This window comes from Rhodanobacter sp. MP7CTX1 (assembly GCF_014205795.1).
Taxonomy (GTDB): Bacteria; Pseudomonadota; Gammaproteobacteria; order Xanthomonadales; family Rhodanobacteraceae; genus Rhodanobacter.
Genome location: NZ_JACHCN010000011.1, coordinates 125,046 through 140,653 on the forward strand (window position 1 = coordinate 125,046; position 15,608 = coordinate 140,653).

18 protein-coding genes are annotated in these 15,608 nt (G+C 57.3%); 9 read left to right on the forward strand and 9 right to left on the reverse strand.

Going from position 1 to position 15,608, the window contains the following annotated elements; translation table 11 throughout:
• Window positions 1-522 precede the first annotated feature (522 nt).
• Window positions 523-1,512 carry an MBL fold metallo-hydrolase gene (locus HDE77_RS14235; protein WP_184418223.1) on the forward strand — a complete coding sequence of 330 codons (990 nt, stop codon included), beginning with the start codon at window positions 523-525 and terminating at the stop codon, window positions 1,510-1,512.
• A gap of 5 nt (window positions 1,513-1,517) precedes the next feature.
• Here HDE77_RS14235 and HDE77_RS14240 read toward each other — a convergent pair whose 3' ends face one another.
• From HDE77_RS14240 to HDE77_RS14250, 3 genes are all read right to left on the reverse strand, one after another.
• Window positions 1,518-1,973, reverse strand: coding sequence for a hypothetical protein (locus HDE77_RS14240; RefSeq protein ID WP_184418225.1), 456 nt, complete (start codon window positions 1,971-1,973; stop codon window positions 1,518-1,520).
• Window positions 1,974-2,018: 45 nt separating this feature from the next.
• Window positions 2,019-2,225: a hypothetical protein gene (locus HDE77_RS14245; RefSeq protein ID WP_184418227.1), complete on the reverse strand. Its 207-nt coding sequence runs from the start codon at window positions 2,223-2,225 to the stop codon at window positions 2,019-2,021.
• Window positions 2,226-2,491: 266 nt separating this feature from the next.
• The gene (locus HDE77_RS14250) at window positions 2,492-3,343 is read right to left on the reverse strand and encodes a LysR family transcriptional regulator (protein WP_184418229.1); all 852 of its coding nucleotides are present in this window, start codon (window positions 3,341-3,343) and stop codon (window positions 2,492-2,494) included.
• A 155-nt stretch (window positions 3,344-3,498) separates the two neighbouring features.
• Between HDE77_RS14250 and HDE77_RS14255 the strand changes: the two genes are divergently transcribed.
• Window positions 3,499-4,500 carry a zinc-dependent alcohol dehydrogenase family protein gene (locus tag HDE77_RS14255; RefSeq protein ID WP_184418231.1) on the forward strand — a complete coding sequence of 334 codons (1,002 nt, stop codon included), beginning with the start codon at window positions 3,499-3,501 and terminating at the stop codon, window positions 4,498-4,500.
• A 33-nt stretch (window positions 4,501-4,533) separates the two neighbouring features.
• On the opposite strand, the gene HDE77_RS14260 is transcribed toward HDE77_RS14255, so the two are convergent.
• A complete protein-coding gene (locus tag HDE77_RS14260; RefSeq protein WP_184418233.1) occupies window positions 4,534-5,460 on the reverse strand; it encodes an AraC family transcriptional regulator in 927 nt (308 codons plus the stop codon).
• 109 nt (window positions 5,461-5,569) lie between these two features.
• On the opposite strand from HDE77_RS14260, the gene HDE77_RS14265 reads away from it, so the two are divergent.
• The 7 genes from HDE77_RS14265 to HDE77_RS14295 all read left to right on the forward strand — a co-directional run bounded on the left by HDE77_RS14265 (window position 5,570) and on the right by HDE77_RS14295 (window position 10,636).
• Window positions 5,570-5,911 carry a carboxymuconolactone decarboxylase family protein gene (locus tag HDE77_RS14265; protein ID WP_184418234.1) on the forward strand — a complete coding sequence of 114 codons (342 nt, stop codon included), beginning with the start codon at window positions 5,570-5,572 and terminating at the stop codon, window positions 5,909-5,911.
• A 26-nt stretch (window positions 5,912-5,937) separates the two neighbouring features.
• Window positions 5,938-6,558, forward strand: coding sequence for a reactive chlorine resistance membrane protein RclC (gene rclC, locus HDE77_RS14270; RefSeq protein ID WP_221444291.1), 621 nt, complete (start codon window positions 5,938-5,940; stop codon window positions 6,556-6,558).
• 311 nt (window positions 6,559-6,869) lie between these two features.
• Window positions 6,870-7,736 (forward strand): alpha/beta hydrolase, encoded by an 867-nt coding sequence (locus HDE77_RS14275; protein WP_184418235.1) that lies wholly within the window; start codon window positions 6,870-6,872, stop codon window positions 7,734-7,736.
• Between the two features lie 107 nt (window positions 7,737-7,843).
• Window positions 7,844-8,353, forward strand: coding sequence for a hypothetical protein (locus HDE77_RS14280; protein WP_184418286.1), 510 nt, complete (start codon window positions 7,844-7,846; stop codon window positions 8,351-8,353).
• Window positions 8,275-8,709 carry a CPBP family intramembrane glutamic endopeptidase gene (locus HDE77_RS14285; RefSeq protein WP_184418236.1) on the forward strand — a complete coding sequence of 145 codons (435 nt, stop codon included), beginning with the start codon at window positions 8,275-8,277 and terminating at the stop codon, window positions 8,707-8,709. The genes HDE77_RS14280 and HDE77_RS14285 overlap by 79 nt, the downstream gene beginning before the upstream one ends.
• A gap of 242 nt (window positions 8,710-8,951) precedes the next feature.
• Complete coding sequence (locus HDE77_RS14290) at window positions 8,952-9,608, forward strand: YceI family protein (protein ID WP_184418237.1); 657 nt, start codon at window positions 8,952-8,954, stop codon at window positions 9,606-9,608.
• 104 nt (window positions 9,609-9,712) lie between these two features.
• Window positions 9,713-10,636 (forward strand): hypothetical protein, encoded by a 924-nt coding sequence (locus tag HDE77_RS14295; protein ID WP_221444292.1) that lies wholly within the window; start codon window positions 9,713-9,715, stop codon window positions 10,634-10,636.
• Window positions 10,637-11,389: 753 nt separating this feature from the next.
• On the opposite strand, the gene HDE77_RS14300 is transcribed toward HDE77_RS14295, so the two are convergent.
• The 5 genes from HDE77_RS14300 to HDE77_RS14320 form a co-directional block, all read right to left on the reverse strand.
• Window positions 11,390-12,505 (reverse strand): 3-deoxy-7-phosphoheptulonate synthase, encoded by a 1,116-nt coding sequence (locus tag HDE77_RS14300; protein ID WP_184418239.1) that lies wholly within the window; start codon window positions 12,503-12,505, stop codon window positions 11,390-11,392.
• A gap of 380 nt (window positions 12,506-12,885) precedes the next feature.
• A complete protein-coding gene (locus HDE77_RS14305) occupies window positions 12,886-13,335 on the reverse strand; it encodes an EF-hand domain-containing protein (RefSeq protein WP_184418241.1) in 450 nt (149 codons plus the stop codon).
• Entirely contained in the window at window positions 13,332-14,585 is a 1,254-nt protein-coding gene (locus tag HDE77_RS14310) for a TIGR03032 family protein (protein WP_343206123.1), read from the reverse strand. The genes HDE77_RS14305 and HDE77_RS14310 overlap by 4 nt, the downstream gene beginning before the upstream one ends.
• A gap of 22 nt (window positions 14,586-14,607) precedes the next feature.
• Entirely contained in the window at window positions 14,608-14,910 is a 303-nt protein-coding gene (locus HDE77_RS14315) for a hypothetical protein (RefSeq protein ID WP_184418242.1), read from the reverse strand.
• Window position 14,911: 1 nt separating this feature from the next.
• The gene (locus HDE77_RS14320; RefSeq protein WP_184418244.1) at window positions 14,912-15,211 is read right to left on the reverse strand and encodes a hypothetical protein; all 300 of its coding nucleotides are present in this window, start codon (window positions 15,209-15,211) and stop codon (window positions 14,912-14,914) included.
• Window positions 15,212-15,608 lie beyond the last annotated feature (397 nt).

Genomic DNA, 15,608 nt, shown 5'->3' on the forward strand with positions numbered 1-15,608 from the left:
TTCTCTATCCACGATTCCGTTGGGTGAGCTCAGCTCTTTTCCGGTTGTTCCTGGATCACGCACGCCAAGGGGCCGGGCGCCAGCATAGTATCGACGCTCTAGTTCTAGGTCCTAACCCGCGGAAGTCTCCACCGTTGTTTTGGTTTGCCTCGTCGATCGACCTGAGCAGATGAGCAGCGTTATGCAGGTTTCGGAACAGATGCCAAGTCGCACAACGCCACTGGGCAAGAATTCGAACGCGCCTATGTAAGGAACTCGGTGCTCCACGCCCGACGCCAAACTTCATAGTCATCCTAGCCATCTTTCGAACGCGGGCAGCGATCTCTCCTGCCCCCTCCGCGAACCTAATCGCGGCCAAGCTTCGTAGAGCATGAGCAGTGATGCCTCTTTCACACTAGCCGGCTTATAGTCGACGCCGGTAGGCCTACGCGCATACCTGAGCTAGTCACCGACCTGGGGCTCCAGTGACTTGACCGTTGCAGTAATGTCTGGCGCATCATCCAGACGGTCGGGAGATCTGTTATGAACACCGCGCATGAGAAGCGGCCGGTCAGGTGGACTTTTGTAGTTGCCTTGGCGGGGGTCGTGGCTTACGGAATCACGAGCGATGCTCTCGCGTCGCCGGAGACGGCGACCAGCCCGGTAATCGCCATCAATAAAGCGGCCGAGACGACGCCGATCAAAACAAATCCCCTTCGCGGATCGATCAGTGAGCTTGACGGATCGGGCGGAAACATCACCGTCCTCACCGGTGGCGACGGCGCCTTCATGGTCGACGCAGGAATCTCGCTTTCCAAGGATCGCCTGCAAACTGCGTTGCGCCAATTGGGAGTCGATAAAGTCAAATATCTCGTGAACACCCATTGGCATTGGGATCACACAGATGGGAATCCATGGGTCCACGATTTGGGGGCGACGGTGGTTGCGACGCCAAACACGGCGAAGTACGTGTCCCAAACCACTCGCGTGGAAGATTGGAACTACACCTTCCCTCCTCTTGCCATGGGCGGGAGACCAACCGAGCTCATCCGCACAGAGCGCACTTATCATCTCGATGGTGAAACCATCCTGGTGAAGCCGATCGCGCCAGCGCACACCGATGGCGACATCGTCGTTTACTTCAAGAATGCGGACGTCCTCGTGCTTGGTGACACGTTCTGGAACGGGATCTACCCGTTTATCGACAATGCACACGGCGGTAGCATCGATGGTGCGATCGCCGCTGCAAACGAAGCGCTAGGCATGTGCACGGATCAGACTATTGTGGTGCCGGGGCACGGACCCATCGGCAATCGTGCGCAGCTCATGGCCTTCAGGGATATGCTCGTCGGTGTGCGCAAGAACGTTGCAGCGCTCAAGAGCCAAGGCAAATCTCTCGATGAAGTTTTGGCCGCCAAGCCAAGCGCAGAATACGACCCCAAGTGGGGGCAATTCGTCATCAATCCAGCGTTCTTCGACCGCCTTGTCTATCAAGGCTTGAACCATCACGGTAGCGGACGACCTAGCCTCTGACCAGGTCAGCGTCCGCCGGCAGAAATGTCAGAAGGCCATCGCAGGTTCGTCAGCAACACGCGTAATACTTTTGACCAGATCTCGTAGCCGTCGGACGCGCGCACCAGTTGCGCGGTGATCCGCACCTCATCGCCCGCCTTGCGCACCGAGCCTTCCAGCACGTTGGCGACGTGCAGCCTGGCCGCAATCTCGGGGATGTCCAGACCCTTGCCTTGGAGCGCGAATGACGAAGTACGCGCTGCAAGCCGCGACGGCTGCACCCGGGGCAGCAGGTTTAGCAGATCTTTGGAGATGCCCTCGGTGAAATAGTCCTGATCCTTGTCCGAGGACATGTTGGTGAATGGCAGCAAGGCGATGGAATAAGGTGGCGCGGCGACTACCCCGCTGGTTGCCGCCCTGACGCGCACGGTGGGAACCGGTGCGACGCGCCACATAGCGACGACGCCGAGCAGCACCAGCATCGCAAGGAGGGACTTTTCAACCCGATTGACCCGTTGCTCACCGCGTTAGCCGTGATACCGGGCGATAACCGGCATCACGAAGAAACCCGTAGCCAGCGCGATGACGATGCGACGCGCGGCGGTCTGCGACCAACCAAAGCGCGAGGCGATGATGTCCAACACCGGGATGAGCGTGAAGGACATGGCCAAGTAGCCCAGTGTCCACTGCACCAGCTTGTGTTCCTTCAGCTGTGCAAAGAATTCTTCCAACATGGCGCGCTCCCACGAGGATGCAGCAGTATAGAACCGGCCATATGGCCGCCGTCGTCAGCTTGCCGACCTCGCGGTCGAACAACACAAAGCCACACAGGAAACTCAGCAGGCGGGCGCCATTGCATGCCTTGAATTCAAGCGTGAAGCCTTGGATCAACCTAAGTGGGCGCTCCCCTGCCGATCGTCAGGTTTCTTGGAAGTATCTGCCTACCTGTGTTGCGATGCCATCCACGCGAGCATCTTCGGCGCTTCCGTTTGCTTTCAACTCAGTTGGCCAATCGGGCGATAACCCTCTCCAACAGCGCGCGCAATCGAGCGAGGCGTCGCATGTCGCGATGGTAGCCAACCCACACATCGCGCGCGGGTGGTTCTTCGCCGAGGTCGATGAGCCGCAGGCTGTCGATCGCGTCGCCTAGCGGACGTGGCAATACCGCAATGCCCGCGCCTCGCAGACACATGCGTGCCTGCACAGCTCGAGCGTTGCTGCGAAACGCCACTCGTGCATTGGGAAGCATGCGTTGCAACCAGGCGACCTCGGGCATGCCACCAAAGGCGACATTCATCACGAGCAACGATGCGCCCGCACCGTCGCCGGTTTCTGGGCGTGGATAATCCGCCGCTGTGTAAACACCATAAGAGATACGCGAAAGTTTACGGGAGACGATGTCCGGTTCATCGAACGGCTGGATGCGAAACGCCAGGTCCGCTTCACGGCGCGATAGGCTGAAGAAGCGTGAATCCGTAAGTAATTCGATGATCACGTGGGGATACTGTTTCGAGAAATCAGCGATGATGGGCGTCAGCATGTACTCGGCAAACCAGTCCGAAGCGGTGATGCGTAACATGCCATCCAGTTGTTGTTCCTGCCCGGTGAGCTGACGCTGAAATGCAAGCGCTTCTTCCTCCATGCGCTCAGCGTGATTGAGTACGGCGGTGCCCTCATCCGTCAGCACGAATCCGTCCTTCGTTCGCTGGAACAGCTGATGTCCCAGTGCATGTTCAAGTGCCTGCAATCGCCGCCCCATCGTGGGTTGGGTTTGCCCAAGTTTGCGAGCCGCCGCACCGAGTGTTCCCTCGCGGGCGATAGTTAGGAACACGCGTAGATCGCCCCACTCCATCGCCACGCTCCTCTTTATAGGCGAGCCGGTCCGCCCTGAAGGACTCCAATCGTCGCCATGCAATTATGCATGGATTAAATGCATTTATTTTTATTTCCATGCAACATTATTGCGCGTAGCTTAACGATCACTTCCTAAACATCGCTGAGTTCGCCATGACCAAGCCCTTGTCCATGAAAGCCGCCGTTCTGGAAAATTACGGCGCGCCTTTTCGCCTCACGTCCATCGCTCGGCCCTTGCCGCAGTCGGGCCAGGTGCTGGTCCGGGTTATGGCCAGCGGTGTCAATCCGCTGGACCTAAAGATTCGTAGCGGCGACGGGCAACATGCGCGTCACCCGCTTCCAGCCATCCTCGGTATCGATCTGGCTGGCGTCGTCGATGCGGTGGGTCCGGACATCACGGGCTTTCGGGTCGGTGACGAGGTCTATGGCATGACCGGTGGTGTGGGTGGCGTTCAAGGATCGCTTGCCGAATACGCCGCTGTGGACGCGCGCCTGCTTGCACTGAAACCCTCTCACTTCAGTATGCGCGAAGCGGCGGCGCTGCCGCTCGTTTTCACTACCGCGTGGGAAGGATTGATTGATCGCGCTCATCTAAGCGCAGGCCAAACCGTGCTGGTCCAAGGCGGTGCCGGTGGCGTAGGAAGCATGGCCATTCAAATCGCACGCGCTTTCGACGCAACGGTGTTCGCGACCGATTCCGCTGCACGTGCCAGCGTGATTGAACAACTCCGCGCCACGCCGATCGACTACGCCAAGATGCAGGTCGAAGACTATGTCGCCGCCTATACAGCAGGCCGTGGTTTCGACGTCGTGTATGACACTGCCGGTGGCGCGAGCCTGGATGCTTCATTCAAGGCGGTGTCGCGGTTCGGTCATGTCGTCAGTTCGCTGGGCTGGGGAACACATGCACTGGCGCCACTTTCTTTCCGTGCCGGCACTTACTCAGGTGTCTTCACCTTGTTGCCGCTGTTGACGGGAGATGGCAAGGCGCATCACGGCGATATTCTGCGCGAAGCCACCCGCCTCGCCGAAATGGGAATGATCAAGCCGCTGATGGACACGCACTGTTTCGGTCTGGACGACGTTGACGCCGCGCACGAGCTTGTCGGTAGCGAACAAGCACAGGGAAAAGTTGTGGTCAGTATTCAGCATTGACGCAAGATCCAGAAAATATTCATGGCAGTGTGCTTATCGCGATCGGCGGTTGCTGTGGCGACGATAACTTGCTGGCGTAAAACCAAGTTTTCTCTGAAAGGCCTTTGTGAAAGCTGATTCCGACTGATAGCCCACACGCTCGGCGACAGCCCCAACAGGGAAGCTGCTGCTTTCCAACATTTCGCACGCGATTTGCATGCGAATCGATGTCAACAGATCCATCGGAGACAGGTTGCCCTTGTTGGCAATGTGCCGCGCAAAGGTTGCCCTGGACATGTTTGCCTGCTTGGCGAGCATGTCCAATGTCCAATGCTTCTCGGGCTCTTTGGTCATGGCGAGAACGGCTTGACTAAGCCTCGCATCTGTAAGTAACACCAGCAGCGATGCGGGCATACCGTCGCGCCTCGCATGGGCCCGTAAAGCCAACGCAAAAAGGACCGTGCTTAACGCCGTAACGATGGCCAGCGCCCCTGATTGCAGATTCACAACTTCGTCCCTCAACAGAGATACCACACCATCAAGTGCTTCAGGCTTGCCTTCTTCGGCAAGTGATATATGCAGAATCTCAGGGAGCGCACTCATGATCAGATCTGCAGCCCCTGGTGCGTACGTAAAGCGCCCGCACAAAAGATCCAGCTCAACTTCATCGCTACCTGTATTTCGACGAACGGCTATCGGACCATCATCGTCGACGCGAATGGGACTGGATGGTGTGTCCCCTACTCCAGACACGACATGCGCGCTCCCACGCGGCAAAAGCACAAAGTCTCCCTCAGTTAGCTCAATGTACGTCCCATCGCGGAGTTCCAGATTCGCCTTTCCAGACAGCACCAGATGAAAGGGTGCCTCACCTAACGCAAGGGGTTCATGGTCCAAGGCGAAGCTGCCCGCGAGCTGGCAACGCAAGTCCAGACTGCCTTTTATGCGAGCCAGTTCAAGAACCTTGCTGAGGGCATCCATGAGACGATTACGCCATTTTTTGAGTAGATAAAGTATTCAACAACTCAAACTGTGGCGCAACACTGTGCGCATCGGGGAGCGCCAGGCCTCGCACCAAGAGGAATCTTTCATGTTGGATTGGCTGCAATATCGTAAAGAACTGGTCGGCCGGATCGGCGAGATCGGCACCTTGAGTCCGGATACGTTGGCTGGGTATCAGACCCTTTCCAAGGCTGGCCAAAAGACCGCCAAGCTGGATGCCAAAACCCGCGAGTTGATCGCGCTAGCCGTTGCGGTGACCACCCACTGCGATGGATGTATCACGGTACACGTAGCAGAAGCCTTGAAGCACGGCGCCACGGAAGAAGAAATTGCTGAAGCATTGGGTGTTGCAGTGGCCCTGAACGCGGGTGCCGCTATGGTCTATTCCGCTCGTGTCCTCGATGCGGTCAAAGCGCACAGCGCGAAGTGATAGCGCAAGCCAACGAGAGGAATATCATGAACCGTAAGATAGAACGAGCACTAGGTGCTTTTACGCGTACCGATCGTATTGGCCTTACTTTAATGAGGCTGGCCATCGCCATCGTCTTTTTTTGGATCGGCGGTTTGAAGTTTGCTCCGTACGAAGCAGACAGCATCACACCCTTTGTCGCTAACAGCCCCGTGATGTCATTTTTCTATGAGCATCCACAGGCCTATAAAGAGCATATGACTCACGAAGGTGTGCTGGTACCTGTGCAACGTGCTTGGCAGACCGAAAACCAGACGTACAGCTTTTCCCGCGGTTTGGGAATGGTCGAGTTGACTATTGGCCTTTTGGTGCTTTCGTACCCAATTTCAAAACGTCTTGGTTTGCTTGGTGCCTTTCTTGCGTTTGTAACGACACTTGTAACCTTGTCATTTCTCATAACAACGCCCGAAGCATGGGTGCCCGCACTCGGCGATGCGCAACACGGTTTTCCCTACTTGTCAGGGGGCGGGCGACTGGTGATCAAGGACACCATGATGTTGGCAGGCGCCTGGATTATCGGCATTGATGCTGCCAAAGGAATTCTTTTCGATATACGTACAAAGGCAGCTGGTGAAAAGTGCTTGATGCCGCACAAGAGCACCGTCTGAAGCAACTGCAAGCTTTTGAAGCTCACCGGCTTACACCGCCACGGCGGTGGCCATCCTCACCGAAGCCACTTGTATGAGCCCGCGTCGGTGGGCTGTGAGCACCCGGCGCTGGTCAATACGTTGATGAATCGAGGAACCTAAATGAACACTCCCGCTATAGAGAGTATCAATGTGAAGCGCCGCGGCTTGTTGGCGTCGGCCGTGTCGGTTCGATCGCTCTGGCCACCGTTCGCATCGCTGATGCGATGGATCGCTCAGGCCTTTCCATCAAACGGCTTCGAGCCGCGAACTCCACCCAGGAAAACTCCCCCATGACAATCACCTATAGAACTCAAAAGGTGGGCGACGTCGACGTCTTCTATCGCGAGGCGGGTCGACCGGGCGCACCCGTATTGCTCCTGTTGCATGGCTACCCCACCGCTGGGCACATGTTCCGCGACCTGATTCCCTTGCTCGCCAATGATTACCATGTAATCGCGCCGGATCTGCCGGGCTTTGGCAATACAAAAGCACCGCCGCGTGGCAAGTTCGATTACACCTTCGACCATCTGGCGCAAGTGGTAACAGGCTTCACGGAAGCCTTGAATCTGAAGAAATATGCGCTCTATGTTTTCGACTACGGTGCACCCACTGGCTTCCGCGTTGCAGCCGCCCATCCCGAACGAGTAACCGCCATCATCAGTCAGAATGGCAACGCTTATGAGGAAGGTTTGAGCGATGTGTGGGGCCCGTACCAGGCTTACTGGCGCTCACCTTCGGAGCAGACGCGTGAAGCATGTCGCGATGCGCTGTCGCCGGAGGCGATACGCATGCAGTACCTGCACGGCGCTGATCCTCTCAAGGTTTCTCCGGACGGCTACACGCTCGATACTGCGTATATCAGTCGTGCCGGTATGGACGACATTCAGCTGGATCTAGTGCTCGACTATCGCACCAACGTGGAGTTGTATCCGGCGTGGCAGGCGTATTTTCGCAAGCATCAGCCACCGTTGCTTGCTGTCTGGGGTGACAAGGATCCGTTCTTCCTCCCGGCTGGTGCGCAAGCGTACAAGCGCGATATCCCGGACGCGGAAGTCCATCTGCTGAATACCGGACACTTTGCGCTGGAAACAAACGCGAGCGAAATTGCTGATCTTATTCACGACTTCATGAGCCGTAAGGTTCGCAGCACTTTATAAGCGCAGTCGCGTTCCATCGCCTGTGCGCCAGACACGCCTGGCGCAGGATTCCTGTCAGTGCAGGCGACAACTAACCCCCAAACCACAAAGCAGCGTAAGGTTTTGAAATGAATAACCGTTCCTTCTGGAATTTCGAGCTAGGCAGCGCAGGTTGCCTGGCTCCAGGGAAAACGTTGGCGATTCGATGTCTCGCGTGGGCCGCCGCCCTGTATGCGATCACGTTCGGGTTTTTGTTTGCGTCTGTCTTTGCCCCTCAATGGCTGAATTTGCCATCGTCCGCGGACTACGTCCCAGCGCTATTGGTTCCCATCATCGGCTTCGGCTTCTACGCGTTGTTGGTGAGAGTGGGTGAAAAACGACGTCCTACGGAGATTGTCTTCAAACCTTCGTCATTGATTGAGCTTGCGGTCGGCGTCGTCGTTGGTTTCGCGATCATGGTCGTGATACTGGCGCTGGTTTACGCCATGGGTTTTTACCGCGTACAAATCGGGCACTGGTCCGGTTCATCAGCCTTGTTTTCGACAGCTATATCTCCGGCATGCTTGAAGAGCTCGCATTCCGCGCCATCCTGCTTCGTCTATTTGCGCGCATGTTCAATCCCGTCGCGGGTCTGGTGATCTCCTCTGCACTGTTCGGCGTGGCGCATCTCACCCACGGAACCCCGTTTCAGGCCCTTGAAATCGCCTTCAATGCGGGCCTGACCATGGGTATTCCTTACATGATTACGGGACGACTGTGGATGTCCGTGGGCATGCACATCGGCTGGGACTTTACGGAGGAGTCGTTGCTCGGCGTCAATACTACGCATGGCTTTCTTCTGAGTACGCCCGACCCCACCCATTCGGTACTCCTGACCGGGGGCGCTTACGGCCCCGACGGTTCGCTGTTTGCCGCGCTCGTAGGTGCCCTGTTTGTCGTTGGGATGCTCTATTCAAACAAAAGGGGCTGGTTCCCATTCCGCGGCAATCCATAACGACGATTGAGCCAAGTGAGGCTCAGCAACGATGAGTTTTCGGGGTTCGCTTTTGAGTCGCACTCTCAACCGGTCGATGCAACAGCTGGGACGCAACTAGAGCGAATGCGGGGGCATTCGATGCAAAACGCAAGATCCGCTGACTCGTCGCAACGGGAATAGTCAAGCAAGTTATCAATCGGGGCGACACTCGTCGCCCCGATTCGGGGGGCTTACGTCGCCCAACGTCAGAGGAAACTACGATGCTTTTTGTGAACTTAAAACTGGTGATCCGTACGGCCGCCTTTGCTGCCCTGCTAGCTGCGATGCCAATCGCCGTTGCCGGGCAAAAGGAACAAAGCCCCGTGGAAGACGCGACCGCGGCAACCCAATACAAGGCCTTGAACGTCTCTACGGACCCGAAGGTTGTCGTGGCCGGTGAATATAAACTCGACCCGCACCACACTTCGGTTATCGCAAAACTTGCCCACATGGGCTTGTCTCACTACACCCTTCGCTTTGACGCTGTTTCAGGTCGATTTGCATTCGATCCTACGCATGCCACCGCATCAGATGTCCAGATATCTATCGACCCGAAATCAGTCGACACCGACGATCAGGCGTTCGACAAAAGAATAGCGAATAAATACTTGGAGACGGACAAATATCCAGCTATTGCGTTCAACTCGGCGACGGTAAAGATTGTCGGCGACCATATCCTCGTTGAAGGAATATTGGATTTTCATGGCGTAAAAAAGCCGGTGGTCCTAAACGTCACTTACCGTGGATTTGCCCAATCACGCATGGGCTTTTCCGGCGAGGCTACGTTTAAGAGGTCAGAGTTTGGTGTTGGGGAATGGATTCCCCTAGAAGCTGACGAAGTCACTATTCTCGTCGAAACCGAATTCGTGAAGACATGAAAGGGAACGATGCCACCCAATCTCAACGGAGAACTTTGGGTGGCCAGCGAGCCGACCACGCAAGACCGAGGCAGACGGCCAAATCACTCCGCATTGTGTCAGCCGTGCTGATCGCACTCTGCTTCATGGGCGGGATCGCTGGAGCTGCTTCGGCGTCCGGTATCGCTTTGCTTCTTTTTCCCGAGTTAGCTGCACTGTCCTACGACGTATTCCTGCGGCCGCGCGGCACTTGGGCCCGTGCGCCTTGGATGCTCGCGCTCTCCCCGGCAGTGACCGCCGTGCTGGGTGTACTCGTCACTCGTAATCTGCCGTACTCCGCTGCATCCATAGCGATCTGCATCTTGGGGGCGATGGTCATTCTCAAAGTCATGCGCTCGCCCATCGCGCCGGCGATCTCGGCCTGCTTTCTCGCGCTCTCGCTCGGCGAGAAAAGCTGGCTGTACCCGCTTGCGATTCTGCTCGGCACGGGTGCGCTTGCCGTCCTGTCCTCGGCATACCGGAGGTTCTTCGACAAAGAAGCCGCACACGCTACACCGAGCTCCGCCGATTGGGTTGCCGACGAAATCGAATCACTGCCTGAGCGCTTCCTGTGGGTGCCGTTCTTCGTAGTGTTTCTCAGCGCCACCTACCTCCTTTCGATGGCGACCGGAATGCGAATGGTATTTTCCCCGCCGCTCATCGTTATTGCATATGAAATGTTCGCGCATGCAGACGTCTGCCCCTGGGCCCAGCGGCCGGTATTGTTGCCGGCGGTATGCACGCTCGCGGCGGCAGCTGGCGTCACTGCGCTGGCGACATTTGGTCCAGGCGTCACCTCAACGGTACTGGCCATGCTGTTCGGCGTCGTCATGCTACGCGTGACTCGTCTGCATGCAATCCCCGCACTTGCCATAGGCCTCCTGCCGCAAGTCATGACGCGCGCCGACTGGCATTTCCCGCTCGCAGTCGGCATAGGCAGCACGCTCTTGACGGCGAGTTTCTTACTCTTCGAGAAATCGTCGGTAGCCGGACGCCAGGTTGCGCAATGACGGGTGGTCTCCGATGAAGCTGCCTTGTCGGTATCTGGCGTCGCTTTCGGAGCGGGTTGAGCGATCGATTTTGAGCCGATCGCGCAACACCCTGGCATTAGGCTGAGGGGTACACCACACGGGCTTAGCAGCGCAACGCCCACCCGTAAGGACCAAGAATGCGAAATATAAGATGCGCCCAAGATGCCGACTCGTTTGTCGTATGACCGTAGTTGACATGACTGATGGAACCGGCACTCTTCATTGCTCAACAGAGGTAGAAACATTGCACAACCGAGGCGCTTAAGGCTGCGCACTTTTCTCGGGAGGCAACGAAAGCTGACAGCTTCCTCGAAAAGAACATCGGTACCACGCAATGACTTCCGGCAACTTGAAGTTGGGCTTCGCGATTTGTGATCTCCTATCCGGCGGCCTCGGGCGTAAATGCGGCTACCTCCTCACGAGTACTGACGATAAGGCGAAGTTATCGCCGCTGATTTTTGCGCATCACGAAGAGGAGACCCGTTACAAACATCAAGTGATTGATTTCAATTGATTACGTATGGCGTAAAGTTCCATTTGTACCCAAATTCATACCCAACAAATGAGGCGCTTGACTGTCTTGGACTCCATTCCATCTAGCGTTCCAAAATCGATGGCTACGCTCGAACAATGGTTGACCACGTCGCCAAACGGCTTAGAGGATCGCAATCAAAATATAGAGCGTTCCGAGCATGGCACTCATGATCGTGAGGTCATGGAACACGACTTAGCTTAGCGACTGATCAGCGAGGTCGTCGCCGCGTCCGAGCGACGACCGTATTCGTTTCTCACTATCAAGCGCCGCCGCTGTCGTACTGCTTTCGCCAGGCGCTCCAACACTTGCACAGAACTATCCCAGTCGATGCAGCCGTCGGTGATGCTCTGACCGAAGATCAGTGGCTGGCCTGGGATCAGATCCTGTCGTCCGGCCATGAGGTGACTTTCCACCATGACACCGATGATGCGGGTTTCGCCCGCTTCGATTTGCATGGCGATATCTTCGACCACCAGTGGCTGGTTCTCTGGCTGCTTACCGCTGTTGGCGTGGCTGGCGTCGATCATCACCCGCGGCGGCAAGCCGGTCTTGCCGATCTCTGCGCAAGCCGCCATGACACTGGTCGCATCGTAGTTCGGTACGCTGCCGCCACGCAGGATCACGTGACAGTCTGAGTTTCCGGTAGTCGTCGCAATAGCCGCCTGACCACCCTTGGTCACCGCCAGAAAATGATGGGGTTGCGACGCGGCGTGCACCGCGTCGACCGCGATCTTCACGTTGCCGTCGGTGCCATTCTTGAAGCCAACCGGGCACGACAATCCAGAAGCCAGCTCTCGGTGCACCTGACTCTCGGTCGTACGTGCGCCGATCGCCCCCCATGCCACGAGATCGGCAATGTATTGCGGCGTGATCATGTCGAGAAACTCACATCCCGCTGGCAAGCCTAATGCATTGATGTCGCGCAACAAACCACGCGCAATCCGTAAGCCTTTGTCGATCTGGAAGCTGCCATTCAGATCCGGATCGTTGATCAGCCCCTTCCAGCCCACCGTCGTACGTGGCTTCTCGAAGTACACGCGCATCACGATCTCCAAGGAATCGCCCAACTGCTCGCGCAGCAGCACAAGACGTCGAGCGTATTTCAGCGCGGCCTCCGGGTCATGGATCGAGCATGGTCCGATCACCACCGCAAGACGATCGCTGGTGCCTGTGATGATTTGATGCAGGGCATCGCGCGAGTCGTTCACGGTGAGCGTGACGCGCTCGCTAGCGGCGCAATCGCGCATCACTTCGGCAGGCATACTGAGCGTAGTGATAGCGTGGATGCGCAGATCGTCGGTGTGGCGGTTCACGTTGAACTCCTTGATGGGGATCCAGCGGCAGCCATTAAAAAAGCCGCCAATGGAGGTTGGCGGCTTTCTGGGAGAGATGATCTTCAGTCTTTACGACGATCGCGCCCGTACTTCCGCCAGTGGCTTCGGATAATCATAAAACCAGAGATTTTGACGGCGAATGACGAGACTCATGAGATTATTGATAGCACAAATGTAGTTTTGTGTCTTACAACCCACACAGGCTTCCTATTGACCCGACCCACAAACACTGGCGTATGAACCGTTCGCCCTGAGCGTAGCGCAGCGGAGTCGAAGGGCATTCGAAGAACGATTTGTGGGCCGGATCAATAGTCCGGACAGATGGTCAACGAATGACCCGAGCGCATGTCGAGCCACAATCACTTGTGTGCCTGCTTCAGCATGTAGTCGACCACGTTCACGTATTCCTTGAAATCTAGACACTGATTCTTCTCGGTGTCGAACATCGACATCGGCGGCGCCGAAGCGCCGGCGTTCTTGATCAGTGTGAGATGGGCGTATTCCGCCGCGTTCAGGCAACCGTTCTTGTCGGCATCCATCGCCACGAACTGTTCGTGCAGCCGACGCAACTCCGCGGTGGCTTGCAGCTGATGCCAGCCGGCGCGGAATTCGGCCGGCGATAGCGCACCGTTGTGATCGGTATCCCAGCGGGTAAAGAGCGCATCGGCTTCATCGGCCGGTGGCGCCGTCTTAGTCTGCTGTGTCTTGCTCGGCGTCGCGGTGGTCGATTGGGCCTGCACCGAGTTCGTGATGAGCAGCGTCGCGATCACACATACGGCATAACCTGCCCTACGCCCATGCATGTTCACGACGTCACACCCTCCGGCTGCAGCTCCGTCTCAAACGTGATCAGTTCGCGGATTTCCGGCGTGCGCAGTCCAACCATCATCGGGTTGCGCACGTTCGGCAGGAAGCACAGGTCGAAGATTTCCGAAATGTCACCCTCGAAACGGATCCAGTGCAGCACGTCGCCATTGGTGAGCGAGATGATCTGTACGCCGCACCACGGTTCGACATCGTGCTTGGCCAGTTCCGCATCCAGCTGCAGACCTTCAAAGCGCTGGTTTCTCGGCTTGGACAAACCCACCGCCGCGGTGTTACCGAAGATCGACAAGCCGCGCACAAACCCGGGCAGGAATGCATGCGGCACGAACGACTTGGTCGCAAAATCCACCCAGCCCAGGTGGCCGGTGCCGGCGTTGAGTACCCACAGCTTGCCGTTCGCCCAGCGCGGCGAATGCGGCATCGACAGGCCTTCGCAGACGATCTCGTTGGTATCGATGTCGATCACCACGCCGCCGTTATGCCGCCGATCGCGCCAGCCATCCACCGCATCGCTCTTGCACACGGCGGTGACGTACTTCGGTGCGCCGTCGACCATCGCCAGCCCGTTGAGGTGGCAGCGGTCTTCCGGCGCCAGCTTGGTGATGAAGTCCGGCTTCCAGATCGCCTTGAAGCTGTGCGTCTGGCTCAGCTCGGCGAGACAGGAATACTTGGTGTTGATGAAGACCACCTTGCCATTCTTGCGGATGCCCAGCTCATGGATATCCAGGTCGCCGATCGTCTGCGCATTGCGCGGCACATAGCACTTGTCGAATTGGGCATGGATCACCTCGTTCGAGCGCAATACGTTCTCGAAGCGCCACAGTTGGTACAGGCCGCCCAGGTAAATGCGCTGCGCATTGCCGACGATGCCCATCGCACGTTCGAACAGGCGCTCGAAGAACGACACGCGGCCCTGCTTGTCGCTGCCGACGAGATAGACCCGACCAGTCTGGTAGGAAGAAATCGCCAGAGAGAGATTGCTGCTGGCCAACCAGGCGGCCAGTCCGCGCGAACAGCTTTTCTCGACGACCTGCTGCTGGGTAGGGGCGGCAAAAGGTTTCGCCGCTGCAGCTGCCTCGGCCTTTGACAAACCGGCAGGCGCAGCCGCCTGCCGCGCGCCCTCGATCACCGGCAGAGCCGCTCCATCACTCACCGATTGCAGGCCAACCTCCATTTCTCCCTTGTCGCTGACTTCCTGCAGGTCCATATCGGAAACCTCGTCTTTGCTTTTCACGTCACTCTCCTCATTCTCATCACTACTTGCGCACCGTCGCCGGTGACGCAGCGCCCACGCGCCAGATGCGCACATGGCTATCGTCGATCTTGCGCCGCGCGGCGTGAATACCGCGCACGCGCGCCCACTGCACTAATCGCTTGGCGTTGTCGTTCGCGTATTCACCAAACTCCAACGCGAGCACCAAACTTTCGCCATCCTTCAGTTGGAGAAGCTGCTTCTGCTCAATCGAAAGCGGCTTCTTGTGTCCAAACGGATAAGGGATACCACGCTCGATCTCACCGATCGTGTAGCCCTCAAATATGGTGACCTTCACGCGAGCCATGTTAAATCGCACCCAGCCGCCAGATCCTGACGGTCGTCTTGTCGACCATGCGGTATGCGAGCCGCACATTCCGCCCCCGCGCCCAGCTCACAAGACGTGTGGCGATATGTGATGCGTTATGGAACCGCCAACGTGGAACAATGCACTCACCTTCGGCGATCGGGATCGTTTGTAGCAAGAAGCTGTCGCCGTCTTCCAGTTCGAGTACGCGCTGCTGATCGGGCCTAAGCAAGAGACCCGCACGCCTGGGGAGAGGTACTCCGGATTCGACCTGGGTTATTTTGGATACCTTGGAATTCATGGCGCTTCTCATAAGTCTCCTTACATTGACCCGCGCAAGCGGGGTCCATCAACACTTCGTTCGTTGGCGCAGCGTCGTCGCATCGCTTGATCGACAACTTGCTACCGGGCGCCCTGACCCTATTACGCCGTCAAACGGAAACCCGGCGTCGGGGGCCGCCGGGTTTCCTCCTTCACATCTACACACTCACACCACACTCACTCGGGGTTCTTGCTGATCGTTAGAAGGTGTAGCGCAGCCCCACCTGACCACCGAAGAAGCTTTTCAACGCACCGCCGTCCTGCCAGTTCAACCCACCAAACACCGCCAGCTTGCCCAACTGCACGTTGAGCCCGGTTTCCGCCAGCACGCTGGTGCCCTTGGTATCAGTCTCGCCAAAGAAGGTGTTGTTGACCGC

What these genes read in the sequence shown, in the direction of transcription:
- HDE77_RS14235 (WP_184418223.1), top strand. Translation starts at nt 523, where the DNA reads ATGAACACCGCGCATGAGAAGCGGCCGGTCAGGTGGACTTTTGTAGTT.
- HDE77_RS14240 (WP_184418225.1), bottom strand. Translation starts at nt 1,973, where the DNA reads ATGCTGGTGCTGCTCGGCGTCGTCGCTATGTGGCGCGTCGCACCGGTT.
- HDE77_RS14245 (WP_184418227.1), bottom strand. Translation starts at nt 2,225, where the DNA reads ATGTTGGAAGAATTCTTTGCACAGCTGAAGGAACACAAGCTGGTGCAG.
- HDE77_RS14250 (WP_184418229.1), bottom strand. Translation starts at nt 3,343, where the DNA reads ATGGAGTGGGGCGATCTACGCGTGTTCCTAACTATCGCCCGCGAGGGA.
- HDE77_RS14255 (WP_184418231.1), top strand. Translation starts at nt 3,499, where the DNA reads ATGACCAAGCCCTTGTCCATGAAAGCCGCCGTTCTGGAAAATTACGGC.
- HDE77_RS14260 (WP_184418233.1), bottom strand. Translation starts at nt 5,460, where the DNA reads ATGGATGCCCTCAGCAAGGTTCTTGAACTGGCTCGCATAAAAGGCAGT.
- HDE77_RS14265 (WP_184418234.1), top strand. Translation starts at nt 5,570, where the DNA reads ATGTTGGATTGGCTGCAATATCGTAAAGAACTGGTCGGCCGGATCGGC.
- rclC (WP_221444291.1), top strand. Translation starts at nt 5,938, where the DNA reads ATGAACCGTAAGATAGAACGAGCACTAGGTGCTTTTACGCGTACCGAT.
- HDE77_RS14275 (WP_184418235.1), top strand. Translation starts at nt 6,870, where the DNA reads ATGACAATCACCTATAGAACTCAAAAGGTGGGCGACGTCGACGTCTTC.
- HDE77_RS14280 (WP_184418286.1), top strand. Translation starts at nt 7,844, where the DNA reads ATGAATAACCGTTCCTTCTGGAATTTCGAGCTAGGCAGCGCAGGTTGC.
- HDE77_RS14285 (WP_184418236.1), top strand. Translation starts at nt 8,275, where the DNA reads ATGCTTGAAGAGCTCGCATTCCGCGCCATCCTGCTTCGTCTATTTGCG.
- HDE77_RS14290 (WP_184418237.1), top strand. Translation starts at nt 8,952, where the DNA reads ATGCTTTTTGTGAACTTAAAACTGGTGATCCGTACGGCCGCCTTTGCT.
- HDE77_RS14315 (WP_184418242.1), bottom strand. Translation starts at nt 14,910, where the DNA reads ATGGCTCGCGTGAAGGTCACCATATTTGAGGGCTACACGATCGGTGAG.
- HDE77_RS14320 (WP_184418244.1), bottom strand. Translation starts at nt 15,211, where the DNA reads ATGAATTCCAAGGTATCCAAAATAACCCAGGTCGAATCCGGAGTACCT.